This is a genomic window from Streptomyces sp. Rer75, assembly GCF_013414305.1.
Lineage (GTDB): Bacteria > Actinomycetota > Actinomycetes > Streptomycetales > Streptomycetaceae > Streptomyces > Streptomyces himastatinicus.
The window spans coordinates 9,242,931-9,268,911 of the sequence record NZ_CP058693.1 but is presented as its reverse complement, the minus strand read 5'-3'; the positions used below and the strand labels follow the sequence as shown (position 1 = coordinate 9,268,911).

Below are 25,981 nucleotides of genomic sequence, written 5' to 3'. Positions count from 1 at the left end.
GTCAGTGCTCCTTCATCAGCTCGGCGTACGGGCCTCCGGCGACCGCGAGGTCCTCGTGCCGTCCGCGTTCCACGACCGTGCCGCGGTCCAGGACGAGGATCTCGTCGCTGTCCCGGACGGTGCTGAGCCGGTGGGCGATCACCACGCACGCGCAGCCGCGACGGCGCAGGCTGTCCATGACGGTCTGTTCGGTCTGCGCGTCCAGGGCGCTGGTCACCTCGTCCAGGACCAGCACGCTGGGGCGGCGGACCAGGGCCCGGGCGATCTCCAGCCGCTGCCGCTGTCCGCCCGAGAAGTTGCGGCCGTCCTGCTCGACCCGGCAGTGGATCCCACCGGGGCGGCGGGCGATGACGTCGTCGTAGAGGGCGGCGTCCCGCAGGGCGGCCACCACCGCGTCGTCCGGGATCGACGGGTCCCACAGCGCCACGTTGTCCCGCACCGTCCCCTCGAACAGGAAGACGTCCTGGTCGACGAAGGACACCGAGGCGGCGAGCCGGCCGCGGGGGATGTCCTCCAGCCGCTGCCCGTCGATGCGGATGGCCCCCTCCCACGGGCTGTAGAGGCCGGAGACCAGCCGGGACACGGTGGACTTGCCGCTGCCGGAGCCGCCGACCAGCGCCACCTGGCGGCCGGGGCCGACGGACAGCGAGAAGCCGCGCAGCAGCGGTTCGTCCAGCGGGTTGTAGCCGAAGGTGATGTCCTCCAGGGTCACATGGCCGGTGAGGCGGCGGGCGCCGTCGGCGTCCGGCTGCCCCTCGTCGCGGGTGTGGAGGGTGTCCGCGGGGAAGCGCTCCACGTCCCCCAGCCGGGCCACGTCCGCGGAGAAGTCCTGGATGCGCCCGGCCACCCCGTTCAGCCGGGTGATGGGCGCGGTGAAGCGGGTGACCAGCGCCTGGAAGGCCACCAGCAGCCCGACCGACAGATGGCCCTCGACGGCCCGCAGCCCGCCGATCCACAGGATCAGCGCGCTGTTGAGGGTGGCGAGGGTGGGCGCCACGACGCCCAGGACCGCGCTCGGCACACCGAGGCGCTGCTGTTCCTCCAGCGTGATGGCGTGCTGACCGGCCCAGCGGCGGAAGTAGCCGCTCTCGCCCCCGGTGGCCTTCATGGTCTCGATGAGCTGGAGCCCGGTGTACGCGGTGGTGGTCAGCCGCGCGGTGTCGGCGCGCAGCTTCTGGGTTCTGGTGGCGCGCAGCCGTATCACGATGCGCATCGCGACCACGTTGAGCAGCGCGAGCCCGACGCCCACCAGGGTGAGCTGGGGGTCGTAGGTCCACAGCAGCAGGGCGTACAGCACCACCACGATCCCGTCGACCGCCGCCGCGGCCAGGTCGCGGGCGAGGGTTTCGGCGACGGTGTCGTTGGACCGCAGGCGCTGCACCAGGTCGGCGGGGCTGCGCTGGGCGAAGAACGTGACGGGCAGCCGCAGCAGATGGCGCAGGAACCGGGCGCTGCCGAGGGTGGAGGAGATGATGCGTCCGCGCAGCAGATTCGCCTGCTGGACACCGGTCAGCACCGCGGTCAGCACCACCGCCACGGCCATGGACGCGAACAGCGGTGGCAGCATCGAGGTCTGGCCGCCGACGATGAAGGTGTCGATGAAGGTGCGGCTGAGCGCGGGCACCGCGGCGCCCACCGCCACCAGCAGCAGGCTGGCCAGCAGCGAGGCCAGCAGGGTGCCGCCGGTGCCGCGCAGCCGCGCGGGCAGGGCGTTCAGGATGCCGGGCTTCCTTCCGCCGCGGCGGAAGGAGTCGTCGGGCTCGAAGACCAGGCAGATCCCGGTGAAGCTCGATCCGAACTCCTCGGCGGAGACGAAACGGCGCCCCTTGTCGGGATCGTTGATGTGGACGCCGCGCTTGCCGAACCGCCGTCCCATGCCGTCGTAGACGACGTAGTGGTTGAACTCCCAGAACAGGATCGCCGGGGCCTGGACCTCGGCCAGCGCCTCCGGCTCCATCTGCATGCCCTTGGCGCGCAGGCCGTAACTGCGGGCGGCCTTCAGCACGTTGCTGGCGCGCGATCCGTCGCGGGAGACGCCGCAGGCGATCCGCAGCTCCTCCAGCGGTACGTGGCGTCCGTAGTGGGCCAGCACCATGGCGAGCGACGCGGCACCGCACTCCAGCGCCTCCATCTGGAGCACGGTGGGGGTGCGTACGGTCCGACGCCCCGGCTTCTTCGGCCCGTTCCCGCGCCGCGGTGCGCGCCGCCGTCCGCGGGCCGGTTCGGGGCGGCGGCGTCCGCTGGTCCCGGCGGGTGCGGGGCGGGGCGGTCCGCCGCTCCCGTTCGTCGCGTCAGCCATGTTCGGCGGATTCGTCGGGTTCGTCGCGGTCACGGGAGCAGCCAATCGACGGGGTGACGGTCGGCCAGGTGGATGGTGCCGGAGGCCAGGGTCATGGAGCCGAGGGCGAACGGCGGGCCCTTCGGCGAGGACCAGCGGTAGCCGGAGCGGGTGGCGGAGGAACGGTCGAGGCGTACCGCCACCGCGACCGGCGGGCCCTGCTTCGAGAACTCCTCGCCGAGCTGCGCGCTGCCGAGGAAGGAGCCGATCTGCTGGCGCGACTGGGCCGTCCGGCCGACCGCCTGGACATGGCCGCGCAGCACGCCGTACGTCCCGGAGGGCGCCGACTGCACATCGAGGTCGACCGTGGCGCCCGCGGGCACCGATGCCGCCCGGTCCGCCGGTACGTACAGGGTCGCGGTCAGCGGGTCGCGGGAGGTGCGGACGCGCTCCACGGAGGCGACGTCCGCGCCGGTGTCGAGGACGGAGCCGATCGAGACGGACAGGGTGGTGAGCCGGCCGGCGGCGAGGGCGCGCACGACCGTGGCTCCTCCGCCGGGGTTACGGACCTTCACCAGCGGTGCGCCCGCCCGCACCGTACTGCCCTCCTCGGCGAGCACGGCGGTGACCTGTCCCCTGACCGGGCTCTGGAGGACGTAGCTGCCCTGGCCGTGGGTGAGGATGCCGGAGGCGCCCAGGGTGTCCCCCACGGTGCCGGTCACGGCCCAGACGGCGGCCGCGGCCATGGCGACGACGGTGACCGTCAGCGCGAGCCAGCCCTGGGGCCGGGCGTAGCGGACCGGCAGGTCGATGTCGTCTGCCGACTGGAGCTTGGAAAGGGCCTGCTGGCGGAACTGCACGGGAGTCTTTCCTCAACCGGCCGGAGGGGGCGCGAGGGAACGGGTCGGGTGCGCGGCCCGGGCGGCCCGTACGACGGGCGCCGGGGACCGCGCATGCCCCGGACCAGGCAGGCCCGGGGCATGGGGTGCAAACGGGGTCGTCTCAGAGACCCGCGACCGTGCCGACGATGCCGGAGGTGTTCAGGCCGGTCGCACCGTCGACGGTGCCGGTGACGGTGCCGACGGCGCCGGTGACCGGGCCGGTGACGGGACCGGTCACGGAGTGCACGGTGCCCAGGGCGTTGCCCACAGCGCCGAGACCACCGGCCACGTTGTCCAGCTCAGCGTCGGAGATCTCCTGGGTCGCGACCTTGGGTGCGTTGTTCATTACTGCGTCTCCCTTGGATACGTATCTCGAAATGAGCTTGTAACGGCCGGTGGTTGCCGAAAAGCATCCGGCTCCCACGTCGGCCGACCGCGGCACGTTCCCGCGCTTCCCGAAAGAGGGCTCCCCGGGAACGTCTCGGCGCGGAAGGATGTAACCACGTGAGCTGGCCGTCTTCGAATCGCGGCGCATCCGGAACTACGCATTCCGCCAACTTTCCGATCACATGGCGTGCACACATGCCCACGTGACCGGCACCGCTTCCACACACGAGCGTCACCACTCGCGCGGCGCCGCCCTCCACCTCCGCGCGGAAAACCGCGCATTCCCGGGCGCGGCCGCCGCACACCGTGATCGCGGGGCGCCGCCGGCGTGCGGTACACGCGACTTCTGTGGAATGGATGTGCCGATCGCTTGAAGACCTGCCGACCTCCGGTCGCATTCCGCGGCCGTCGGCAACTCGTCGATCCGTCACGTGTGACGGGCGGCCCCGGGGGTACCCGCTCGCCACCTTTATGCCTACGCGCATGCCGAACGTGGAGTCGCCGACCGAGGAGCCGCCGTGAAGATTGGCGTATCGACCTTCGTGACCGACCAGGGCATCGGACCCGCCGCCTTGGGGCGCGCCCTCGACGAGCGGGGGTTCGACTCACTCTTCATCGCCGAGCACAGCCACATCCCGGTGGAACGCCGCTCGCCCTACCCGGGCGGGGGCGAGCTGCCGGAGATCTACTACCGCACCCTCGACCCCTTCGTCACGCTGAGCACCATCGCCGGGGTGACCACACGGCTGCTGCTGGGAACCGGGGTCGCCCTGGTGGCACAGCGGGACCCGATCATCACGGCGCAGGAGGTGGCCTCCCTCGACGTGGTCTCCGGCGGGCGGGCCGTCTTCGGGGTGGGCGTCGGATGGAACCGCGAGGAGATGGAGAACCACGGGACCGACCCGTCCACGCGTGGCCGTCTGGTGAACGAGCGGCTGGAGGCGATCCGTGAGCTGTGGACGAAGGAGAAGGCGGAGTACCACGGCGAGTTCGTGAACTTCGACCCCGTCTACCAGTGGCCCAAGCCCGTACAGCGTCCGCATCCGCCGATCTACGTGGGCGGCGGCGAGGCCGCGTTCCCCCGGATCGCCGCGCACGGCGACGGCTGGCTGGCCAACAGCGTGCCGCCCGACGCGCTGGCCCCGCAGATCGAGCGGCTGCGGCAGGTGGCGGGCCGGGACGTGCCGGTGACGGTGTACGCGGTGCCCGACACCGCCGAGGCGCTGGAGGGGTATCGGCGGCTCGGCGTGGACCGGGTGCTGCTGTACCTGCCGACGAAGCCCGAGGGCGAGACGCTCGCCCACCTCGACACGATGGCCGCACTCGCCGGACGGTTCCGTAGCTAGAGGGCGTCTTGCCGCTGCTGCCGGGCCGCCTCGGTGTCCCGTTCCAGGGGCGCCCGGTCCACGGCGGTCGTCAGCTGGTCCAGGGGCCGTACGAGCAGCTCCGCCCCGCTCTGGACCACCGCTTCCGCGGTGCTGTCGGCTTCCCAGTCGACGAGGGCCTCCTTGGCCCGGTCCCAGCGCGGCCTGCGCCGTTCCCGCACATGGCGGGCCGCCCGCTCGGTGTCCGCCGCCAGCGCGTCGGCGAACCGGGCGGCCCCGGGCACCGGCCGTGCGCCGCGCTGCGGCAGATGGGTTTCCAGCAACATCGCCGCCTGCCCGAACGCCTCCAGCGCCGCCTGCGCCTCCTCCGCCTGCGCACGGGTCAGCCCCCGGTGGCGCACGGGCTCCCGCTTGGCCCGGTCGAGGGCCTCGTTCCACGCGGCGTGCGCCGTACGGTCGGCGAGCAGGGTGCGCCGTACGTCCGTGGCGGGCAGCTCGCCGGGGACGGCGTAGCCGCGGACCACCGCCGCCGCGTACCGGCCGCTCGCGGCGAGCCAGTCCGCGAGCCGGTCCGGCATCCGCGGGGTCTCCCAGGCCGGGAACGCCACGTACGCGAGCATCGCGAGCACCCCGCCCAGCAGGGTGAGCAGGACCCGGTCCGGCACCGTCTGGTGCCACCCCTCGCCGCCCATCCCGAGCAGGAGGACGGCGTACGCGGCCGAGGTGCACTGCGAGGCCGCGTATCCGGTGCGCATCAGCAGATACGTCAGGGCGGCGGCGATCACGGCCAGCCCGCCGGACAGATACGCGTCCGGGTGCGTCAGCTGCACCGCGCCGGTGGCCAGCGCGACGCCCACCAGCGTGCCCGCGAAGCGGGCCACGGCCCGGGAGTAGGTGCGGTGGAAGTCCGGCCGCATCACCATCACGGAGGTGACCGGGGCCCAGTAGCCATGGCCCAGGGGAAGCGCGCTGCCGAGCACATAGCCGAGACAGGCCACCGCGGCGAGCCGCAGGGCGTGCCGGAAGACGGGCGAGTCGCCGCGCAGCTCGCGGCGCATCGCGCGCAGCACGATCGGCACCAGCTGGAACACCGTCGGCCGCAGCAGCGGCGGTGCCTCGTCCGCGCCGGACGTGGGGCCCAGCCCCCTGCCGCTGCTGTCGGCGATCTCCAGCACCTCGGTGAGCAGGTGCGACAGCTGGACGGCGGCTTGGCGCGCGGGCCCCTCCAGGGTCTCGTCCCCGCCGCCCTCGTCGGTCTCGTCCGCGCCGCCCTCGTCGTCGATCCGCAGGGTCTCCCTGGTCGCGGACGGCACCTCGGCGGGGGCACCGCGGCGGATCGACCGGGCGGCGGCGTCCAGGACGTCGGCGGCCGCGTCGAGCAGCTCCCGCGCCCGGTCCCGGCCCGGCCCCTCGGCGGGCGCGCCGACCCGGGGGTCGGCGAGGGCCGCGAGGGCGGGACGGACGCGTTCGGCCAGCCCCCGCGGGCCGTGCAGGGCGGCAGGGCGGCGGCGTGCCTGCGAGGGCGTGACGGCCGCGGCGCTCCGGGCCGTGATCATCGGCTCCGGGTCGAACGGCGCCACCGGATCCTCCCGCAGCCGCCGCGCGTAGTCCGCCACCGCGGCCAGGGCGTCGGCCAGCGCGTCCCGGTGCCTCCCCCATCGGCGGATCGGGAACAGCCAGATCAGCGCCGCCTGCGCCACCCCGCCGAACGCGATGACCGCCGCGTGTTCCAGCGCCTCGATGACACCGGTGGGCAGCGTGATGGTGAGCAGCATGATGGCGACCGTCGTCGTCGCCACGATCCCGGCGGTCGGCCCCGCCGCCCAGGCCATCCCGGCGAGGAACGCCCAGACGGCGAGCAGCAGCAGGAAGAGCGCCAGATGGGACATCGCGAGATAGCCCACGAAGGTGCTGAGCCCGAGCCCGGCCCCCGCGACCAGCGCGATCACCTTGCGCGGCCGCCAGCTGCGCTGGAACGTCGACGTACCGGCCGAGAAGGCGCCGAACGCGGCGGACGCGGCGTACGACGGGGAGGCGGTCCACAGCGAGAGCCCGATCACGATCGCCACTCCGGCCGCCGCGCGCAGCGCGGCCAGCGGTTCGAGCCGGGCACGCTCGATCGTCAGCCCGGAACGCACGGTGTCCATCAGCGACCGCGGCCACGTCACACAGCCGAGCCTAGGCGGAAGTGGCGGGGGCGCACGTCAGCCGGGTCTCACCCCCGCCACCAGCGGCGCAGCACCTTCTCGGCGGGTTTGCCGTGCGGGGTGTAGGCGAGCTTTCGCGCGGTCTCGCCGGTGTCCGGCCAGTCGTCCCACATCCACCAGCACACCCCGGCCCACCAGGACCGGCCGTCGAAGGCGGTCAGCAGGGCCTGGTACGCGGCGGACTGTTCGTCGGCCGCGGCGTGCTCGCTGACGGTCCAGGAGTACGGGGCGGCCGTGCTGCCGCGCTGGCTGGCGTATCCGGCCTCGGTGAACAGGATCTTCCGGTCCTGCCGGGCGGCGAACGCGGCGAGTTCGGCCACGATCGGCTCCCAGCCCTTCGCCAGCCGCTCCGGGTCGGTGGTGGCGGTGTCCGTCAGCGGCCAGTAGGCGTCGATGGCCGCGCTCCGGGACGCGGGGATCCGCCCGGACCGCGAACTGATCCGGTCGGTGGCGTTCCAGACCGAACCCGCCCGGCGCGCCGCCCACGCCCTCCTCGACCTGTGGGATCCCCCGACGGCCTTCGTCACCGGCAACGACCTCCAGGGGCTCGGCGTCATCGAGGCGTGTGCCGAACGCGGGCTGCGCGTCCCCGGAGACGTCTCGGTCGTCGGGTTCGACGACATCGACGCCGCCGGGTCCGCCGCGCCCGCGCTGACCACGGTGCGTCAGCCCTTCGAGGACATGGCGGCCGAGACCATCCGGGTGCTCGGCGCGGTCACCGGTGAGCCGGACCGGGCCCCGATCCGGCTCGACATGCCGGTCGACCTCGTCATCAGGAAGTCCACGGGCCCGGCCCGCCGGGGCTGACACTTTCGCAGACCGCGGCCCGCTACCGCGCCGGGGTGCCGCCGGGTCCGGATCCGGACTTCACCACCGACGGCACCTTGGCGGTGGCGTCGAGAGTGTAGGGGTAGTACGTCTTGGGGTCGAAGGCGGTGCCGCCGCTCTCGTTGCGGCCGCTGGTGCCCACGAACGTGTTGCCCCGCTGGACGAGCGAGGCGGTGGCGTCCTTGATGACGGGGTTCTTCATCCCCTCGAAGTAGCTGTTCTCCAGCACCATCTTGGTGTTGCCGCGCGCGTAGTTGCCGTAGGAGGAGGCGATGTCCGTCCCCGGGGCGTCCTGGAGGTAGTTGTTGTACAGGTGCGCGTGCGCGACGTTGTCCGTGGACGGGTTGCGCTGCTCCGTCTCCCGGAACCAGTTGTGGTGGATGGTGATGTCGGCCGTGGTGTTCTCCGTCCAGCCGATGCCGAACGTCTTGTTGTGCGTTTGCAGCCGGTTCCAGGAGACCGTGAGGTACGTCGTGTCCTTGCGGCTGTCGATCAGGCCGTCGGCCATGTGCTTCAGGTCGTTGTGATCGATCCACACATGGTGGGCGCCGTCCATCTGGATGGCGTCGAAGTCGTGCTCCTTGTCGTTCCACGTGCCCATGTACGAGTCGCGGATCGTCAGGTTGCGGATGATGACGTTGTGCACGCCCTGCCCGAGGAAGAAGCCGCCGCCGACGATCTCGCCCGCGGTCCCCTGGCCCACGATCGTCTTGTCCGAGGCGACCTTGATCTCCTTGCCCTTGGGATCCATGGTGATCGCCCCGGCCACCACGATGACGTACGGCTCGGCGGCCGTCGCGTACTTCTCCAGGTCGGCCAGGGTGCGCACCGTCACGGTCTTGCCGTCACGGCCCCCGTACGTGCCGTTCTGACCGAGCGCGTTGACCGACGCGAACCCGTCGGCGACGCCATCGGCCCAGGCTGCGGCCACCGGACTCGTATTCGCCGGGCCCGTGTCCGCCGGGGAGCCGGATCCCTGGGGGGCGAGACCGACCGTCAGGGCCACTGCCAGCGGCACCGCCCACACCACCGCACCCGATCCGCGACCGCCGTTTCCTCGTATGCGCCGCCACTGGGCCGCCATGACCACACCATCCTCAGCTCGGGGGAATCGTCCATGCGACAGTCGCCGCCGAGCGGGCAATGGTTGCCGGGTTCACCCCTGGGCGCGGCGGGGCATGCCCATCGCGGGCAGCGGCGCCGGGTGCAGCGGCGTCGTGCGCCAGCGCGCGGTGAAGGTCCGGTCGGCCCTCGAACAGGTCACGTCGAGGTGGTGCGGGGTCTCCAGGAACGCGATGTCGGCCACGAAGGTGTCCGGGTCGGTCCAGCCGCCGTTCGCCGCCGTCGGGACCCGCTCGTCCGTACCCTCCTGAACGGTCCACCCCGGGGTGTCGAGCCGCACATCGAGCCGGGAGGCGCCCTCCGCCAGGGAGACGGTCCACACACCGTCGCCATCGGCGGCGACGGTCACCTCCGCCAGCGCGGGCTGGTCCGCGCAGGTGCCACCGGCCGGGGTGAAGGTCGTGGCTGCCCCGGCGTCGACCGCCGTGAACTTCTCGTACGTCGGCGGCAGTTGGAGGCCGCCGAGCCGCCGCCGCAGGGCCGCGTCGTCGTCTTGGCGGCCGTCGACGGGCGCGGGGCCGAACGCCGGGAGGAGATGCCGCCATACGAGGTCCAGCACCGCCTGCATGTTCTCGGTGTCCGCGGTCATGGCGACCACCGCGTCGTGGTCGGGCAGCACCAGGCAGAACTGGCCGTACGCCCCGTCGCCCCGGTAGCCGTGGCGGGACCGCCAGAACTGGAACCCGTACCCCTGCTGCCAGTCGGACAGCGCGCCCTCGGCAGTGCCGTCGGCGTTGCTGATGTGCGCACGGGTCGCCTCGGCCGCCCAGGATGCGGGCAGCAGTTGGCGGCCCTCCCAGACCCCGTCGCCCAGGTACAGCAGGCCCAGCCGGGCGAGGGCGTCCGTGGTGGCGAACATGCCGCTGAAGCCGAGGTCGCGGCCGGGCGGACGCTGGAGCCAGGCCGTCTCGTCGATCCCCAGCGGGTCGAACAGCCGTGGCCGCAGATAGTCGGTGAGCGACTGCCCGGTCACGCGCTGGACGATCGCGGCGAGGCTGTACGTGGCGGGCTGGTTGTAGGCGAAGACGGTACCGGGGTCACGGTCGGGCGGGAGCAGCAGGAAACCGCGGACGGGCTCGGCCGGGTCGCGGGCGAACGCCTGGGCCCGGGTCTCGGTCAGATGCCCGCTGGCCATGGCCGCGACGTGCCGGACGAGCATGGCCCGGCTGCGCGGGTCGGTGATGTCGCCGTCGAACTCGGGGAAGTAGGAGAGCACCGTGTCGTCGAGGCTCATCAGCCCCTCGGCCACCGCGAATCCGGCCGCCGTCGCCGTGAAGCTCTTGCTGATCGAGTAGAGCAGATGCGGCCGGTCCGGGGTGTACGGCGCCCACCAGCCGGAGGCGACCACATGCCCATGGCGCACGATCATCAGGCTGTGCGGCTCGATGCCGGGCGCCGCCTCCAGCGCGTCGAGGAACGCGCCGACACCGCGCGCGTCCACTCCCTTCGCGGCGGGTGTGCTCTCGGGAAGGGGTCGCGCACTCCGAGCACTCATCGCGTCTCCATCCTCCGTATGCGGTGGGTCGTGCACGGCCGGTGGTGCTGCGATCATCGGCGAAGGAGCAGCGCCGCGCCAGGGGTTTTCCGGCTGCGTGTGCGGCGGCGCCCGTCCAGATTTGGGGGGGCTCAGACCGCCGGGGCCGCGGGCGGCGTGTCCGTGGCGGCCGTCCTGAGGTGCGCGGCGCCCGAGCGCACCGCCCACACGAACACGCCGAACGCGAGGGCGCCCACCGCGACCGTGTCGTACGGCGCCGGAAGATGGCCGGAACCGCCGAAGGTGCCGAGCCACGACAGCAGCGTCAGCGCGGCGAGGTGGAAGACCAGCCAGGCGCCGTGCCGCAGTTCGCCGAGGGCGGGGAGTCCGGCGGTGCCGCGCCGCTGGAGCAGGAAGAGCGGGACGCCGACCAGGACGAGGGGCAGGGCCAGCCGCAGGTCGTCCCAGCCGGACCAGAACACGAACTCGGTGGCCACGACGAAGCTGAGCGGTGCGATCCAGCGCACCCCCGGCACCTGCCCCTCCGCCCGGGGCACTCCCCGCTCCCGGTCGTGTGCCCGGAACACCGCGACGGCCACCGCCGAGGCCGCGTAGATGAGCAGATACATGTCGCCCATGACGCTCACGATGTCCTGCCAGCCACCGAACGGCAGCATGAAGACGACGATGACCGCGAGGTTGAGCAGCAGCGCGCGGTGCGCCATGCCGGACGCGGGGTCGATGCGCATGAAGAAGCGGGGCAGCAGCCCGTTCTTGGCCAGGGCGTAGGTGTGCCGGGCGTTGATCGCCACGCCCACGTAGGCGGAGCCGCCCGGGGAGATCACGGCGTCCGCGTACAGCAGCGTGGCCAGCCAGTGCAGATTGAGGATGAGGGCGAGCTGGCCGAACGGCGACTCGAAGTTGACGCCCTGCCAGCCGTCGCCCAGCGCGGAGTCCGGCACCGTGTACAGGAACGCCAGCTGGAGCCCGAGGTAGACCAGCACGGCGAGGCCGATGCCGGTGAGCACCGCGGCCGGTACGGAACGGCGCGGATTGCGGGCCTCGCCGGAGAAGTCCAGCGGCGCCTGGAACCCGTTGACGGAGTACACGATGCCGCCGCCGGCGAGGGCGGTGAGGCAGGCCGCGTAGCCGTACGGTGCGAAACCACCGTGTTCGGTGAGGCGCCCGGAGTGGGTGCCCGACAGGAACAGCGCGACGACGGTGACCACGGGGACGACGACCTTGAACACCGACACCAGGTTGTTGAGCCGGGCGAATATCCGCACGGCGAACCAGTTGAGCGCGGTGAGCACGACGCTCAGTGCGACGGCCACGCCGAGGCCCGGGAGGGTGAGGCGGCCGCCGTCGTAGAGCCCCGGCAGATAGTGCGCGGCGTACTGCATGATCGCGCTGATTTCCGCGGCCGTACCGCCGACGGACAGCACGACGGACCAGCCGACCATCGTGCCGACCAGCCGCCCGCTCGCGTACAGCGGCCACCGCACGGTGCCTCCGCCCTCCGGGCGGGTGGCGCCCAGCTCCACCATGACCAGGGCGATCAGGGCGCACAGCACGCCCGCCGCGATCCAGGACAGCAGCGCGGCGGGTCCGGCGGTCTGGGCGGCGTACAGGGCCGCGAACAGCCAGCCGGAGCCGAGGATGTTGGAGAACCCGATCGCGGTCAGGGCCCAGAAGCCGAGGTCCTTGCGGAGTCTGCGTTCCTCGGCGAGCACCGCCGTGGCGGCGATGGACTCCGCTGGCTGGTTCTGCGGCACGTGGCACGTCTCCTCGGGTGGTGCGGGAACTCAACGGAGCCCAGGGTGCCACGCCTGCCGCGGGGCGCGGTCGCCGGATGCCGTGTGACGTGCGGATACGGGCGAAGCCACCCGCCTCAGCGGACGGTGTGGAGCCGTGTCCTGAGCGGGGCGTAGACGAGGAGCGCCGCGAGGAAGGCGGCGTAGTAGGCGAGGTCGGCGCCGTGCAGCGCGGCGGCCACCGGGCCCGTGTACAGGCTGGTGTCCATGAACGGCACCGCCGCGGCGAAGGCGGCGCCGAACGCCAGCAGGGCGGGCCACCACGGCTGCGGGCGGGCGCTCTCGGCGGCCGGGTCCACCGGCGCGCCGCCCCGGGCCCGGGCGCGGACCCGAACCAGTCGACGGCCACGACCGCGACGAAGCCGGGGATCCAGTAGCCGACGAACAACAGCACGTTCGGGAAGCGGGCGGTGGTGTCGGCGGCGTGCATCCACAGCACCAGCGGGAAGCCGAGCACGGCGGCGAGCGCCACGGCCAGCAGCCCGAACGCGCCGAGCGCCCCGCCGCCCAGCGCCTCATCGACGCCGCGGGCGGTCTGGTCGGTGAAGACGGAGGCTCCCCACAGCCCGAGCGCCTGGACGGCCACGAAGGACACGGTGACGCCGAGCAGCGTGCACCAGAACATGCGGGGCCGGGAGGTGGCGCGGGGCAGATAGCGGCTGAAGTCGCTGGCGTACGGCGCCCACGACAGCGCCAGGCTCAGCGCGATGGTGCTGGTCAGGACGGAGGCGCCGATGCGGTCGGCGCCGTGGGCGGACCCGGTGGCGGCGGGGTGGACGCCATCGAGCAGCTTGACGGCCAGGGCGGCGAACGCGGCGGCGAGGACGAACGTCATCAGCTTCTGCATCCGGTGGATGGCCTCGTAGCCCAGCACCCCGAGCGCCCCCTGGGCGGCCATCATGAGCAGCACACCCAGCCAGAACGGCAGCCCGCACAGCCGGGCCAGCGCATCACCGCCGAACAGGCCGATGAGGGCGTCCCAGGCGACGGACGACAGCCACTGGAGGACGCCGGGCACGGCGACGGCCCGGCCGAACGCCAGCCGCGCCAGGGGCAGCTGCCCGGCGCCGGTCAGGCTGCCCCAGGTGCCCAGGTACGCGGTGGGCACGGCATCGATGAGGGTGCCCAGGACGACGGCGGCCAGCGCGGTGGCGAAGTCCAGGCCGAGGGCGATGCCGACGGTGCCGGTGAACACGCCGGTCGTGGTCAGGTTCGGGGCGAACCACACGGTGAACAGGCGCCCCGGCCCGCCATAGCGGTGGCTTTCCGGAACCGGCGCGATCCCGCGCGCCTCGACGCGCAGATCGCCGGGCGCGGTGGGCATCCGGCCGTCGAAGACGGACTCCGCGCCGGTGGTGGCCGGGTCGGTGGCAGCATGCGGCCATGGCATCGATGACATCCCTCCGCCAGTGCTAACTGGTTCAGGTTCGACGGGTGTGATCTCAGCCCCCTGGCGGGGCACCCCGTGTCCGGTGGAGCGGCCTAACCCCTCGCCACGTGGCCCCGGTCCCGGGGGCGGGTCCGGGCCCGGGCCGGGAGCGCGTCCAGGAACAGCGCCCCGGCCAGCAGCGCGGCGCTCCCCCGGGGCGCGATGCCCTGGGCGCGCAGCTCGGCGTCGAGGGCGGCGAGGGCGGCGGCGCCCCGGTCCGTCGCGGCGCCGCCCGCCTCCAGCACACCGCGCGCCCCGTCCTGCACCCGCCGGAGGGCGGGCGGCCCCGCCTGGTACAGCGGCCCGGTGTCCTGGAGTGTGCTCATCACGGTGAGCAGCGCGTCGAGCCGGGCCTGCGTCTCGGTGGCGCCCGCGGCCCGCGCCGCGGACAGGGCGTCCAGGGCGCGGCGTACGTGCGGGAAGGCGGCCCGCGCCTCGCCGCGCGCCCCCGCCGCCCCGTAGGTGGCGGACACCTGCGAGCCCGCCGACGGCCTGCGCGGGGCGCCACGGTCGACGTGGGCCGCGAGCTGCCGGGCGGTGGCGGTCAGTTCATCGGGTGCGGCGCCGGGTTCCAGGGCGGCGGCCGCCACCAGCAGCCCCAGCACCCACAGCGCCCCGTGGTGCAGACGGCCGGTGACCGGGCCGCCACCGGCCCGCGCCATGGTCCACTCGGCGCAGCGGCCGATGGCGCCCAGCTCCTCGCGGAGCGCACGCGTCGGCTCGCCGGGGCGCCGGGCGGCGGCCGCCATGGCCGCGAAGCCGGGCGCCAGCGACTTGGCCGACCAGCGCAGTGCGAGCAGGTCGGTGCCGGTGGCGCGGGCCTGGAGGTCGCGGGTGTCCGCGAGGCCCGGTTTGGGGGTCAGCTCCGCCTGGGAGATCAGGGCTCGTACGGCGGTCTGCGCCAGTGCGTCGTCCGTGGAGCGCGTCGTGGGCATGCCCGGAGGGTAATCGGCGAACCTTTCCCGGGCCTGGGTCGTTCCTGTGACCCCGCTGTGGGCGTCATGTCAGTGCGATTCGCGGGCGTCACGTCGGTGCGATTCGCGGGCGTCATGTCAGTGCGATTCGCGGGCGACGAACGATCCGCGGGTGCCGCTGAGGAAGTCCAGTCCGGCGCCGCGGTCGGCCTGTTCGACGTGGTCGCGGTAGATCTGCTCCCATCCGCCGGTGGCCGGTGGGGCGGCGGCGGTCACCGGTTGCCGTGCGGCGAGTTCCTCGTCGGGGACGTCCAGCCTCAGCAGCCGCCGCTCGACGTCCAGTTCTATCCAGTCGCCGGTCCGCACCAGCCCCAGCGGACCGCCCGCCGCCGACTCGGGCGCGATGTGCAGGACGACGGTGCCGAAGGCGGTTCCGCTCATCCGCGCGTCGCTGATCCGCACCATGTCCCGCACTCCGGCCCGGAGCACCGCGGGCGGCAGGGGCATGTTCCCCACCTCGGGCATGCCGGGGTAGCCGCGCGGTCCGCAGCCGCGCAGGACCAGCACATCGGACGCGTCGACGTCCAGGTCCGGGTCGTCGATCCGGGTACGGAAGTCCTCGATACCGTCGAACACCACGGCGCGGCCCCGGTGGCGCAGTAGCTCCGGTGTCGCGGCGGCGGGCTTGATGACGGCTCCGTCGGGACAGAGGTTGCCGCGGAGCACGGCGAGCCCGGCCTGGTGGGCGATCGCCTCGTCCGCGGTGCGGATGACGGTGGTGTCGGTACTGGACAGGCCGGACAGCTGCTCGGTGAGGGGGCGGCCGGAGACGGTGAGGGCCGGTTCCAGGTGGTCCCTGATCTCCCCGAGGACGGCGTCCAGGCCACCGGCGCGGTGGAAGTCCTCCATGAGGTGGGACCCGGCGGGCTGCACATCGGCGAGCAGGGGGATGCCGCGGCCCGCGCGGTCGATGTCGTCCAGGCCGAAGTCCGCCCCGACCCGGCGGGCGAGGGCCAGCAGATGGACGACCGCGTTGGTGGAGCCGCCGATGGCGGCCACCGCGCGCACCGCGTTCCGCAGCGCCTCCGCTGTCAGGACGGCGCTGGGCCGCAGGTCCTCGCGCACCATGTCGACGATGCGGTTGCCCGCGGCGTGGGACAGCTCCAGCAGCCGGCTGTCGGGGGCGGGGAGCCCCGCGTTGCCGGGCAGGGTCATGCCCAGCGCCTCGGCGGCACAGGCCATGGTGGACGCCGTGCCCATGGTGTTGCAGTGTCCCCGGCTGCGGATCATCGCCGACTCGGCCCGGCGCAGCTCGGAGCGGTCCATCCGGCCCGCCCGCACCTCCTCGCTCAGCTCCCACACTCCGGTGCCACAGCCCAGCGGGCGCCCCTTCCACGAGCCGTTCAGCATGGGGCCGCCGGTGACCATCAGGGTGGGCAGGTCGACCGACGCGGCCCCCAGCAGCAGGGACGGTACGGTCTTGTCGCAGCCGCCGAGCAGGATCACGCCGTCGACGGGGTTGGCCCGGATGAGTTCCTCGGTCACCATCGCGGCGAGGTCGCGGAAGAACATCGCGGTCGGGCGCAGCAGGGTCTCCCCCAGCGACGGCACCGGAAGCTCCAGCGGCACCCCGCCGGACTCCCACACGCCCCGTTTCACATGGTCGGCGATTTCGCGGAAGTGGCTGTTGCAGGGGGTGAGTTCGGACCAGGTGTTGCAGATGACGATCTGCGGTCGTCCGTCGAAGGCGTGGTCGGGGAGGCCGCGCCGCATCCAGGCCCGGTGGATGAACGCGTCGCGGGAGTCACCCTCGTACCACTGCCGCGACCGGTGCGTGCCACTCATACGAACCTTCCGATCTCTTCGACGATCCGTGCGGGGGAACGCTGCCCACCCCGGGTGGGTTTCAGGCCCGGCGCCGGGCGTTACGGATGTGCTCGCGGACGGTGCCTTCGGTGACCACGAGCCGCGACGCCGGACCAGGTCGAACCCGCCTCGTTCGGTATGCGGCTGCCCGTTCAGTTCTCTGTCGCCGGGCGTGTGACTCGGGTCTGTGATCGCGTTCTGGTCAGTCCGTTCTCCACGGCCCTGAGCAGGGTGAGGGCGGCGTCGAGGTGTTCGGTGTCGTGATGGGCGGCTCCGGAGACGGTCGCGGCCCATTCCTGCCGGACGAGGGCGGTGTTGTTGCGTCCGCGCTCGGTGGAGTGGACCGTCACCCCTCGCCCGTCACCCGAGTGGGCGCGTCGCTCGATGAAGCCCTTCTGTTCGAGCCCGCGCAGGACGGTGGACAGATTGGTGCGCTGTAGACCGGTCGCGTCCGCGATCCGGCTGGGCGGCGCGGCGGGGTCGCGCTTGAGGTAGCGCATCACCATGCCCTCCGACTGCGACAGGTGCACAGCCCGCTCGTCCGTGTAGCGGCGGAACTGGATCTCCCTGCTGATGATCAGCACGAGGTCGGCCAGTTCGGCCCACCGTTGCTCGTGGTCCGGCCCTGCTGTCGGGTCCGTCTGGTGCGCATGGTCCTCCGTCACGGCTCCAGCGTACGGGGTTGCCGCCGATTGGTTATGAGGGCATACTCATTATGAGTTCATAGTTATGCACTCATAACATCCGTTCCATCTGGAGTCGTCATGACGACAACCACCTCCTCCTCACGGGCCAGGGCGACCGCGCTCTCGCCCCACGCCACGGCCCGCGCCGGCGGGCTGCACCCGGCCGGAGTGTTCATCCTGCTGGCGGGCGCATTCCTGTCGATCATGGACTTCTTCATCACCAACGTGGCCCTGCCCAGCATCGACGCCTCCCTGCACGCCTCCGCGTCCTCGCTGGAACTGGTGATCGCCGGGTACGGCGTCGCGTACGCGACCCTGCTCGTCCTCGGCGGCCGGCTGGGCGACCGCTACGGCCGCCGCCGCGTCTTCCTCGGCGCCCTCGTGGGCTTCGTGCTCGCGTCGCTGACCTGCGGTGTCGCCCCGGGCGTGGGTGTGCTGATAGGCGCCCGCATCATCCAGGGCGCTACCGCCGCGCTGCTGATCCCCCAGGTGCTGGCGACGTTCCACCAGGTCCTCGAAGGGGAACGCAAGTCCCGTGCCGTGGCCCTGTACGGGGCCACCTCAGGCATCGCCGCCGTGGTCGGTCAGTTGGTGGGCGGCTTGCTGGTCAGCGCCGACATCGCCGGTACCTCCTGGCGCCCGATCTTCCTGGTCAACGTACCCATCGGCGTGATCGTGCTGATCGTCGCGGCCCACATCGTGCCCGCCACCCGCTCGCCCCACCCCGTCGGCATCGACCTGCCCGGCACCGTCCTGTTCGCCGCCACCCTGACCACCCTGCTGGTTCCACTGACCGAGGGCCACTCCCTGGGCTGGCCGTGGTGGACCTGGCTGCTGCTCGCCGCCGCGGTCGTGCTCGGTGCCACCACCTACGTCGTGGAGAAGCGCGCCGAGCAGCGCGGCGAGGTCCCGCTGCTGCCGCCGTCGCTGCTGCGCCTGCCGTCGATGTCCCGCGGCCTGGTCATGGTGTTCGCCTTCAGCATCGGCTTCGGCGCGTTCATGTTCGTCTTCGCCCTCACCATCCAGAACGGCCTGCATGCCGACGCCCTGCACGGCGGTCTGGCGATCCTTCCGATGGCCCTGCTGTTCTTCGCCGGCTCGCTGTTCGCGCCGCGGTTCATCGGCCGATTCGGCAGGGCGGCCCTGTCCGCCGGCGCCGTCGTCCAACTCGCCGGACTCGTCTCCCTGGTGGCGGTCCTGCTCGTGAAGTGGCCGCACGTCAGCCTGTGGGCCATGGCCGTACCGCTCGCCCTGGCAGGCGCCGGGCAGTCGATGCTGTTCGCCGGCCTGTTCCGCAGCGTGCTCGCCGACGTCCCCGCCCACCTCGGCGGCATCGGCAGCGGCGCGCTGATCACCCTGCAACAGAGCGGACTCGCCCTCGGCGTGGCCACGCTCGGCACCCTCTACATCAGCCTCGCACCGCACGGCGTCTCGCACGCCTTCGCCGGAGTCGAGTACGTGCACATGGGCATCGTCGCCCTCCTCGCGGTCGGCGCCGCCGCCCTGCCGCGCTTCACCGCCTCCGCACCGGCCGCCACGCCGGTCGTCGAGGCCTGAATCCGCCCCTTACGAAAGGGAGCAGTGATGAGTCTTCTCGACTTGTCGCGATGGCAGTTCGCCATCACCGTGATGTTCCACATGACCTTCCCGGCGATCACCGTCGGCCTCTCGATCTTCCTGTCGGTCGTCTACGGCCTGTACTGGCGCACCGGCAGGGCGGTCTACCTTCAGATGTTCCGGTTCTGGCGGCGCATCTTCGCCGTGGGCTTCGCCATCGGCGTGGTCGCCGGAGCCGTCATCACCTTCCAGATGGGCCTCAACTGGGGCGTGTACGGAGCGAAGACCGGCCCCATCATCGGGCCGATCATCGGCATGGAGGTCGTGACGGCCTTCTTCGTCGAGGCCGGCTTCATCGGTGTCCTGCTCTACGGGGACGGCCGGGTCCGCAAGGGCACCATGTTCCTGTCCACCGTCATGGTGTCGATCGGCACCGTCCTGTCGTCCACGTGGATCATCGCGGCCAACTCGTGGATGCAGACGCCTGCCGGATTCAAGCTCGCCCACGGTCGGTTCGAGCCGACGGACTGGGTGCGGGTCATCTTCAACCCGTCGTTCCTCTGGCGCTGGCCGCACATGCTGGCCGCCGTGCTGATCTCGGCGAGTTTCTTCGTCGCCGGGATCTCGGCCTGGTACCTGGTCAAGGGGCGTGCGATGGGCTTTGCCCATCGCACGATGTCGATCGCGCTGGGTATCGCCGCGCTGCTGATGCCCGTGCAGCTCTACCTCGGCGACAGTGTGGCCGGGCACGAACTGCCGTATCAGCTCCCGAAGTTGGAGGCGATCGAGGGCAACTGGGACAACGGTGACACCGGGTTCGTCCTGTTCTCCGTACCGGACCAGCAAGCCGCGCGGAACATCGCCGAACTCGACATTCCCTGTCTCGGCAGCTACATCGCGAAGGACCTCAGCTGCAAGACGGCCATGCCCGGCCTGAAGCTCACCCCGGCAGCCGACCGGCCCGACATGGCCGCGACGTTCTGGGGCTTCCGCGTCATGTTCCTGGCGGCCGTGCTGATGTTCGGGACCGCGTTCGCCGCCACGGTCCTGCGCATGCGCAACCGTCTGTGGACCGCGCGCCGCTTCCACCGGTTCGTCCTCTGGACGACACCGGTGGGGATCCTGGCCATCCTCGGGGGCTGGGTCACCGCGGAAGCGGGGCGGCAACCGTGGATCGTGTTCGGGCAGCTCCGCACCGCGGCCGCGGTGTCCCACCTGGCCCCCGGGGAAGTCCTGTTCTCGGTGATCGGCTTCTCCGTGCTCTACCTGATCATGTTGGTGGCCTACGTCGCCTACATCGTCCGCACCCTGCGTATCGGCCCGGAACGGGACGACCCCCGACGCGAAGCTCCACCCCAGGCCGGTCCCGTTCCGTTTGCCGGGCCGTCCGCATCGCCGGCCCCGAGGGCGGTGGCGGCGCGATGACCATCACCCTCTGGTCGGTGACCGTCCTGTTCTGCCTGCTGATGTACGTCGTGCTCGACGGGTACGACCTCGGCGTCGGAGTGGCCACCCTCTTCGAACGCGACCCCGCGCACCGGCGGCACCTGCTGGAGTCCGTCGCGATGGGCTGGGACGGCAACGAGACCTGGCTCATCCTGCTCGGCGTCGCGCTCTGGGCCGGCTTCCCCCTGGCCTTCGGCACGATCCTGCCGCACGCCTACCTGCCGGTCACCGTGGCGCTCTTCTCCCTGATCGTGCGCGGCGTGAGTGTCGAGATGGCGTCCCAGGCGCCGCCGGCTCCCCGCTGGACGACCGCCTTCGGTGTGGCGTCGCTGCTCGCCTCGTTCGCGCAGGGCTTCGCCCTGGGGACCCTGACCTCAGCGGTACATCTGCGGAGTGAGGTCTACACCGGCTCGCCCTTCGGGGCCTTCAGCTGGTTCTGCGTGCTGTCGGGGGTCACTGTCACGGCCGCGTACACGGCTCTCGGCTACGCGTACACCAAGCACAAGTCGTCCGGGCCGCTGCGGGAGTCGGCGGCCCGACGGGGTGCGGTCGCCACGGCGCTCGGGGCAGTGCTGCTGGGCCTCGTCCTCGTCGCCGTCGATACCACCGCGGCACCGCTGAACCTGGACAGCCCGGGGCGCGCCTTCGCGTTCGCCGTCCTGCTGCTGTTCGCCGCCGCGGGAGCGGCCGCCTCGCTCGTCACGTTCCCCTGGAAGCGGCAGTCGGGGGCGGCGGACAGCCTGCCCCTCGGCGGACTCGTCGTCGCGACCGTGTCCGTGTTCCTCGCCCTCGCGGTGGCCCGATACCCGGTGCTCATACCCCCGGACCTCACCGTCGACAGCACGGCCGGGCCGCACTCCACGATGGTCTTCATCCTCATCGGTATCGGCCTGAACATGCCCCTGGTGCTGGCCTACAACGTGTTCGCCCACCGGGCCTTCGCCGGAAAGCTCGACACCGCAGGAGCGCACTCATGACCATCCGGAGCTCACTTCCCACACCGGTCCGTATCGCGCTGCGCCTGCTCGCCGCGGTCGTCTGGACCGTGCTGGGCCTGCTCGCCTACTGCGTGTGCCAGGGGATGTTCGGTGGCTACCGGCAGATCGACTCGCACCTGCTGACCACCCTCGGAATGATCGCCATCTCTCTGACTGGTGGCCTCGCGTGGATCGTCGACGAGCGGCGCCCTCATGACGGCGCATGAGATGAACGAGACGAGCGAGCCGGGCGCCACGGGTCAGCAGAAGGACGACGACGCTCGGCTCACCGCGTGCGCCGCGCCGGGGCGGCTCTGGTTCGGCCTGTCGAGCGCCCTGGAGACGCTGGAGACACTGTTCACGATCGGCCGCTGGGGCGCCCTGGCATGGGCGGCCCAGGCAGTGATGGACCGGGCCGCGGCGCACGAGGCGTGGGGCCTGGTGGCTTTCACCGTCACGAGCGTGCTGGCGCTGGGCGCCGGCTGGACGGCGGGCGTGCTCGCCGAGCGGGGCGCCCGTGCCGTCGCGACCGGCCTGCGGCACCAGTTGACGGGTGCTCTGCTGCCGGCCTCCGGGCGGATCAGCGAGACCGGACCGGCCGAGGCCGCGTGGGCGATGGTCGATCTGGCCGACGACGTCGCCGACTTCCACGCACAGGCCGCACCTCTGAGCCGGTCGGCACCGCTGTCCATGGCCGCCGTCCTGGCGGTCACGGCCGCCGTGCACTGGCCGGCCGCGATCGTACTCGTCCTGACCACCGTGCTGCTGCCCCTGAACATGCGCCTGGCGGGACTGTTCGCGCAAGCCGGCGCGGACCGGCAGTCGGCCGCGACCCGGCACCTGAACGCCGTGGTGCTCGACAGCTACCGCGGCATACGGACGCTGCGCGAGCTCGGTGCGGTCGGCCGGCGCGGACGAACCCTGACCGCGGCCGCCGAGCGGCTGAACAGGGTGACGATGAGCGTGCTGCGCCGGGCCTTCCTGTCCGGGATGATCATGGACGTCGTCATCACGTTCTCCATCGCGGTGAACGCCACGTACATCGGTCTGTCGCTGCTCGGATACGTACGGGCGCCCGACGCACCACGGCTCGACCTGTTCACCGGTCTGCTGGTGCTGCTCGTGTGTCCGATGTACTTCGCCCCCCTGCGTGCCAGGGCTGCCGCCTTCCATCACAGGGAACGCGCCATGGTCGCGGCCGGCACCGTCCGGGACATCGTCGAGGACACCCCCGCCGAGGGGCCCAGGCTGTCCGGTCCGCAGCCGACCGGGCCGGTCGGTGTGTCGCTGACAGGGGTCCGGTTCCGCCACGACGGCGCCGACCACGACACCATCGGCGCCGACGCCGAGTTCGCACCGGGTACGTGGACCGCCGTCACCGGAGCCTCCGGTTCCGGAAAGAGCACGCTGCTGTCGTTGATCGCCGGTCTGCGGCTGCCATCGGCCGGCGCGGTCTGGTGGCAGACTTCCTCCGTCCGGCAGGCGCCGGCCCTCGGCGGCTGCGCCTGGGTCGGACAGCAGACCGTACTGCTCGACGCCACCGTCCGCGACAACATCCGCCTCGGACGCCCGGACGCCACCGAGCGGCAGGTCCGGCAGGCCCTCGACGCCGCCGGGCTGAGCACCGTGATCGCGGGACTCCCCGAAGGGCTGAACACCCGCCTGGGTGAGGGTGGTTGGGGTGTGTCGACCGGTGAAGCCCGTCGGATCGCCGTCGCCCGCGCCTTTCTGCGCGGAGCCCTCCTCTGGCTGCTCGACGAGCCGACCGCCCACCTCGACGCGGACAGCGAACGCGAGGTCCTCGAGGCCCTGCGGAGGGCCACCGACGGCTGCACCGTCGTCATCGCCACCCACTCGTTCCCCCTGGCAGCCGCGGCCGACACCGTGCTCACGATCGACGACGGCGTTCTGCACGCGGCGAGGCCGGTGAACGCATGCTGAGCAGTAGCCGCCGCCGATACGTCCATGTACGACAGGGGAGTTCTCTTGCGGCCGCCGGACTGGTCCTTGCGGTCGTCGCCGAACTCTCCTCTGCCGGACTGCTCGGTCTGTCAGGCTGGTTCATCAGCACCTGTGCGGTCGCCGGGGCGGCCACCTTCAGCTCCTTCTCCTACATCGCCCCCAGCGGCGGAGTGCGTGCCTTCGCCATGGCCCGCGTCGCCGGCAACTACGGCAAGCGCCTGGTGCTGCACGCCGCCGCCCTGCGCCGGATCGCCGCCGCTCGGGCCGGTCTCTTCGACCGTGCCGCGGCCACCGACCGGGCACAGTTGGACGGCCTGTGGTCGGGTGACCTGCTCGACCGCAGCATGGCCGATGCCGACAGCGCCGGAATGGCACTGATCGAGTGCACAACCCCCGTCGCCGTCACTGCCGTGCTGACCGCCGGTGCCGTCCTCGCCGTGGCGGCGTCCACGTCTGTCGTGCCGGCAGCCGTGCTCGCGGCCGGGGTCGTCGTCATGGCGGTGAGCACCCACCGTACGTCCGGTACCGCCCGCGAGGCCGAGCAGCGCACCCGCAAGGCCCTGCGCACCGAACTCGTCACCGCCGTCGACGCATGGACGGAGATGGCATCCCTCGGCGCCGCCGAGCAGCTCGCGGCGCGTACGACGGCGAGGTTCACCCGACTCGACACCGCGCGGGGAACGGCCGGTCGGCGCAGGCGCCGGACCAAGCTGGCCGGCGGCCTGATCGGCACGGCCACGCTGACCGCCACGGCCGCCACGGCCGCCACCGGCAGCGCACGGGACACCCCCACGTTCGTGTTCGTCGTCCTGTTGGCTCTCGGCGTGCTGGCCCAGGCCGAACAACTGGCGGCCGCCGCCGAAGCCGGAGCCGCCGCGAAGGCCGCACACCACAGGCTCATGACAACCGTGCCGCTCACCGCAAGCACTCCCACCGCAGCGGAGATGCGGTCCTGGTCCACCGAGCAGGGCATCGGCTTCGCCGGTTATCCCCTTCCGCCGATGGCACTCCGGCCGGGGCGCGTCCTCGGTGCCACCGTCGCCCGCGGCACGATGCTCGTCGTCACCGGCCGCTCCGGCAGCGGCAAGAGCACCCTGCTCCGCACCCTCGCCTCGTCGCTGCGGCAAGCGGCCGAAGGCCGCGAGGGCCGCCCTACCGTCGTGGCCGTCGCTGCCGACGACCACCTCTTCACCGGCACCCTCGGATCCAACTGGCGCCTCGCCGACCCCGCCCTGACCGACGACGAGATCGACGAACGCCTCGCCGAACTGCGGTTGAACGACAGCGGGCTGACCGCCACGACCTCCGTCGGCCCCGGCGGGAGGCAACTCTCCGGCGGGGAGCTCCGCCGGGTCTACCTGGGCCGGGCCCTGGCCCGCCACCCGCACGTCCTGATCGTCGACGAACCGACCACGGGCCTGGACGACCGAACCGCCCGACACGTCCTCGGCATCCTCCAGAACCTGCCCGACACCACCGTCGTCGTCGCCCTGCACGCCGTACCGGCGTATCTCGAGCCCTCCGGACACGTGTCGCGGCTGCCCCTCGACCACCCGGGACCGTAAAGCCAGAACGGGGCATGGTTATGGACCCATAATGATTATGGAGATATAGTTATGGGATTATATTTTCTCGAATCGAGGTCCGGCATGAACCGAGCAACGGAACCCACCGGAACGTCGACACGACGTCAACTGCTGCGAGCCGCAGCCATAGGAGGGACGGCCGCCGCCACGGCGTCGCTGCTCCCCGCACCCACCGCCTGGGCCGACACCCGGGCCCGCGGCGGCTCCCAGTACGTCGCGGGGGTCGACGTCCTGCCCGACGCCTCCCACGCCACCAGCGCCCTCGTCGCGCACATCCGCGGCTACTTCCAGGCGAAGAGCGACCGCAACCTCGCATGGCAGTCGTCCTACTTCTCGCGTCGGCAGACCACCTACATCGACGCGATCCTCGGGTGGCACTGGTACACCTGGCAGGACCTGCACGACGGACTCGCGACGTTCTATCCCAAGTGGCCGAAGGACAGTAAGTCGTATCCCACCCGGATACTCGGGGACACGACGAGCGCGATTCTCTTCTTCACCGACACGCCCGGCATGTTCGGCCCCGGCCAGGTGCGCAACGCGGGCGCGGTCAACTTCGACCGCCACGGAAAGATCGAGCGCTGGGTCGACTACTGGGACTCCAGGCAGTTCGGTGTGTCCGATTGGCGGAAGGAGCAGGAGCCGCCGAACCAGTGGCCGACCGACTTCCGGGAGTCCACGGTCGGAGAGACCGCCTCACCGCTGATGCGTCGAGTCGTCACCGGCCTCGCGGACTCCCTGCGCAAGGGTGACATCGCGGCAGCGATGGATCTCTTCTCGTCCGACGCCGTCTTCGAGGACGTGCCGGCGCACATCCAGATCACCAGCAAGGCGAGCATCCACGCATACCTGGCGAAGGCCGCCTCGGTACTGCCGTACGTCGGCGCGGGCACCGGCGTACGGCACGTGCTCGGCAACGATGTCGGAGGGGGATACGAATGGACCGCGGTCAACGGCCCGGTTCCCCGCGGCATCACCGGTATCGAACTCGACCCGTGGGGCAGGATCGAGCGCCTCACCGCCGTGTGGAACGGCGCCTACGCCGACGACGCCCTGCTGACTCTGCTGGCGCGGAAGGCGATCGAGCGATGACGGTCACGGCCGTCGGGCGATCGATCCCCTCGCCGCCCGCGAACGCGTGATGACGCTTGGGTGCGCGACCGGTTCATGGCACCTGGATGTGCCCGCGCTGCTGCCGGTCCTGCCGCTTGGAGGTCGAACCCGTACCGTGCGGCCGACGGC

The 25,981-nt window shown here is 72.1% G+C and carries 19 protein-coding genes, 2 pseudogenes and 1 riboswitch; of the genes and pseudogenes, 9 read left to right on the top strand and 12 right to left on the bottom strand.

The window, feature by feature from the left end; translation table 11 throughout:
• Position 1: 1 nt before the first annotated feature.
• The 3 genes from HYQ63_RS39315 to HYQ63_RS39305 all read right to left on the bottom strand — a co-directional run bounded on the left by HYQ63_RS39315 (position 2) and on the right by HYQ63_RS39305 (position 3,505).
• Entirely contained in the window at positions 2 to 2,299 is a 2,298-nt protein-coding gene (locus HYQ63_RS39315) for an NHLP family bacteriocin export ABC transporter peptidase/permease/ATPase subunit (RefSeq protein ID WP_257232446.1), read from the bottom strand.
• Between the two features lie 29 nt (positions 2,300 to 2,328).
• The gene (locus HYQ63_RS39310; RefSeq protein WP_179938539.1) at positions 2,329 to 3,138 is read right to left on the bottom strand and encodes an HlyD family efflux transporter periplasmic adaptor subunit; all 810 of its coding nucleotides are present in this window, start codon (positions 3,136 to 3,138) and stop codon (positions 2,329 to 2,331) included.
• Between the two features lie 142 nt (positions 3,139 to 3,280).
• A complete protein-coding gene (locus HYQ63_RS39305; RefSeq protein ID WP_123108315.1) occupies positions 3,281 to 3,505 on the bottom strand; it encodes a type A2 lantipeptide in 225 nt (74 codons plus the stop codon).
• 559 nt (positions 3,506 to 4,064) lie between these two features.
• On the opposite strand from HYQ63_RS39305, the gene HYQ63_RS39300 reads away from it, so the two are divergent.
• The gene (locus tag HYQ63_RS39300) at positions 4,065 to 4,892 is read left to right on the top strand and encodes an LLM class F420-dependent oxidoreductase (RefSeq protein ID WP_179938537.1); all 828 of its coding nucleotides are present in this window, start codon (positions 4,065 to 4,067) and stop codon (positions 4,890 to 4,892) included.
• On the opposite strand, the gene HYQ63_RS39295 is transcribed toward HYQ63_RS39300, so the two are convergent.
• Both HYQ63_RS39295 and HYQ63_RS39290 read right to left on the bottom strand, forming a co-directional pair.
• Positions 4,889 to 7,039 (bottom strand): FUSC family protein, encoded by a 2,151-nt coding sequence (locus HYQ63_RS39295; protein ID WP_179938535.1) that lies wholly within the window; start codon positions 7,037 to 7,039, stop codon positions 4,889 to 4,891. The two genes, HYQ63_RS39300 and HYQ63_RS39295, sit on opposite strands and share 4 nt — an antisense overlap.
• A gap of 47 nt (positions 7,040 to 7,086) precedes the next feature.
• Positions 7,087 to 7,455: a hypothetical protein gene (locus tag HYQ63_RS39290; protein WP_373689240.1), complete on the bottom strand. Its 369-nt coding sequence runs from the start codon at positions 7,453 to 7,455 to the stop codon at positions 7,087 to 7,089.
• Between the two features lie 16 nt (positions 7,456 to 7,471).
• On the opposite strand from HYQ63_RS39290, the gene HYQ63_RS39285 reads away from it, so the two are divergent.
• Positions 7,472 to 7,885: a LacI family DNA-binding transcriptional regulator gene (locus HYQ63_RS39285; protein WP_179938533.1), complete on the top strand. Its 414-nt coding sequence runs from the start codon at positions 7,472 to 7,474 to the stop codon at positions 7,883 to 7,885.
• Between the two features lie 43 nt (positions 7,886 to 7,928).
• On the opposite strand, the pseudogene HYQ63_RS39280 reads toward HYQ63_RS39285, so the two are convergent.
• From HYQ63_RS39280 to HYQ63_RS39250, 7 genes and pseudogenes are all read right to left on the bottom strand, one after another.
• A pseudogene (locus tag HYQ63_RS39280) lies at positions 7,929 to 8,990 on the bottom strand (polysaccharide lyase family 1 protein); the annotation flags it as partial.
• Between the two features lie 72 nt (positions 8,991 to 9,062).
• On the bottom strand, positions 9,063 to 10,523 hold the full coding sequence (locus tag HYQ63_RS39275) for a serine hydrolase (RefSeq protein ID WP_179938529.1): 1,461 nt from the start codon (positions 10,521 to 10,523) through the stop codon (positions 9,063 to 9,065).
• Positions 10,524 to 10,654: 131 nt separating this feature from the next.
• Positions 10,655 to 12,277 (bottom strand): APC family permease, encoded by a 1,623-nt coding sequence (locus tag HYQ63_RS39270; RefSeq protein WP_179938528.1) that lies wholly within the window; start codon positions 12,275 to 12,277, stop codon positions 10,655 to 10,657.
• Positions 12,278 to 12,393: 116 nt separating this feature from the next.
• Positions 12,394 to 13,640 (bottom strand): annotated as a pseudogene (locus HYQ63_RS39265) (cytosine permease).
• A 57-nt stretch (positions 13,641 to 13,697) separates the two neighbouring features.
• Positions 13,698 to 13,792, bottom strand: a riboswitch (TPP riboswitch).
• Between the two features lie 6 nt (positions 13,793 to 13,798).
• Entirely contained in the window at positions 13,799 to 14,680 is an 882-nt protein-coding gene (locus HYQ63_RS39260; protein ID WP_179938527.1) for a triphosphoribosyl-dephospho-CoA synthase, read from the bottom strand.
• A gap of 117 nt (positions 14,681 to 14,797) precedes the next feature.
• The gene (locus tag HYQ63_RS39255) at positions 14,798 to 16,504 is read right to left on the bottom strand and encodes an IlvD/Edd family dehydratase (RefSeq protein ID WP_179938526.1); all 1,707 of its coding nucleotides are present in this window, start codon (positions 16,502 to 16,504) and stop codon (positions 14,798 to 14,800) included.
• Positions 16,505 to 16,677: 173 nt separating this feature from the next.
• Positions 16,678 to 17,190: a MarR family winged helix-turn-helix transcriptional regulator gene (locus HYQ63_RS39250; RefSeq protein WP_179938524.1), complete on the bottom strand. Its 513-nt coding sequence runs from the start codon at positions 17,188 to 17,190 to the stop codon at positions 16,678 to 16,680.
• Positions 17,191 to 17,289: 99 nt separating this feature from the next.
• Between HYQ63_RS39250 and HYQ63_RS39245 the strand changes: the two genes are divergently transcribed.
• From HYQ63_RS39245 to HYQ63_RS39215, 7 genes are all read left to right on the top strand, one after another.
• Positions 17,290 to 18,768 carry an MFS transporter gene (locus HYQ63_RS39245; RefSeq protein WP_179938522.1) on the top strand — a complete coding sequence of 493 codons (1,479 nt, stop codon included), beginning with the start codon at positions 17,290 to 17,292 and terminating at the stop codon, positions 18,766 to 18,768.
• 27 nt (positions 18,769 to 18,795) lie between these two features.
• Positions 18,796 to 20,193 carry a cytochrome ubiquinol oxidase subunit I gene (locus HYQ63_RS39240; RefSeq protein WP_179938520.1) on the top strand — a complete coding sequence of 466 codons (1,398 nt, stop codon included), beginning with the start codon at positions 18,796 to 18,798 and terminating at the stop codon, positions 20,191 to 20,193.
• Positions 20,190 to 21,191, top strand: a complete 1,002-nt coding sequence (locus tag HYQ63_RS39235) for a cytochrome d ubiquinol oxidase subunit II (protein ID WP_179938518.1) — start codon at positions 20,190 to 20,192, stop codon at positions 21,189 to 21,191. The genes HYQ63_RS39240 and HYQ63_RS39235 overlap by 4 nt, the downstream gene beginning before the upstream one ends.
• Positions 21,188 to 21,418, top strand: a complete 231-nt coding sequence (locus HYQ63_RS39230) for a hypothetical protein (RefSeq protein WP_179938516.1) — start codon at positions 21,188 to 21,190, stop codon at positions 21,416 to 21,418. The genes HYQ63_RS39235 and HYQ63_RS39230 overlap by 4 nt, the downstream gene beginning before the upstream one ends.
• A 1-nt stretch (position 21,419) precedes the next feature.
• Entirely contained in the window at positions 21,420 to 23,132 is a 1,713-nt protein-coding gene (locus HYQ63_RS39225; protein ID WP_179938514.1) for an ABC transporter ATP-binding protein/permease, read from the top strand.
• Entirely contained in the window at positions 23,126 to 24,718 is a 1,593-nt protein-coding gene (locus HYQ63_RS39220) for an ATP-binding cassette domain-containing protein (RefSeq protein WP_179938512.1), read from the top strand. Before HYQ63_RS39225 ends, HYQ63_RS39220 begins: the two co-directional genes overlap by 7 nt.
• 84 nt (positions 24,719 to 24,802) lie before the next feature.
• Positions 24,803 to 25,831 carry a nuclear transport factor 2 family protein gene (locus HYQ63_RS39215; protein ID WP_179938510.1) on the top strand — a complete coding sequence of 343 codons (1,029 nt, stop codon included), beginning with the start codon at positions 24,803 to 24,805 and terminating at the stop codon, positions 25,829 to 25,831.
• Positions 25,832 to 25,981: the final 150 nt, after the last annotated feature.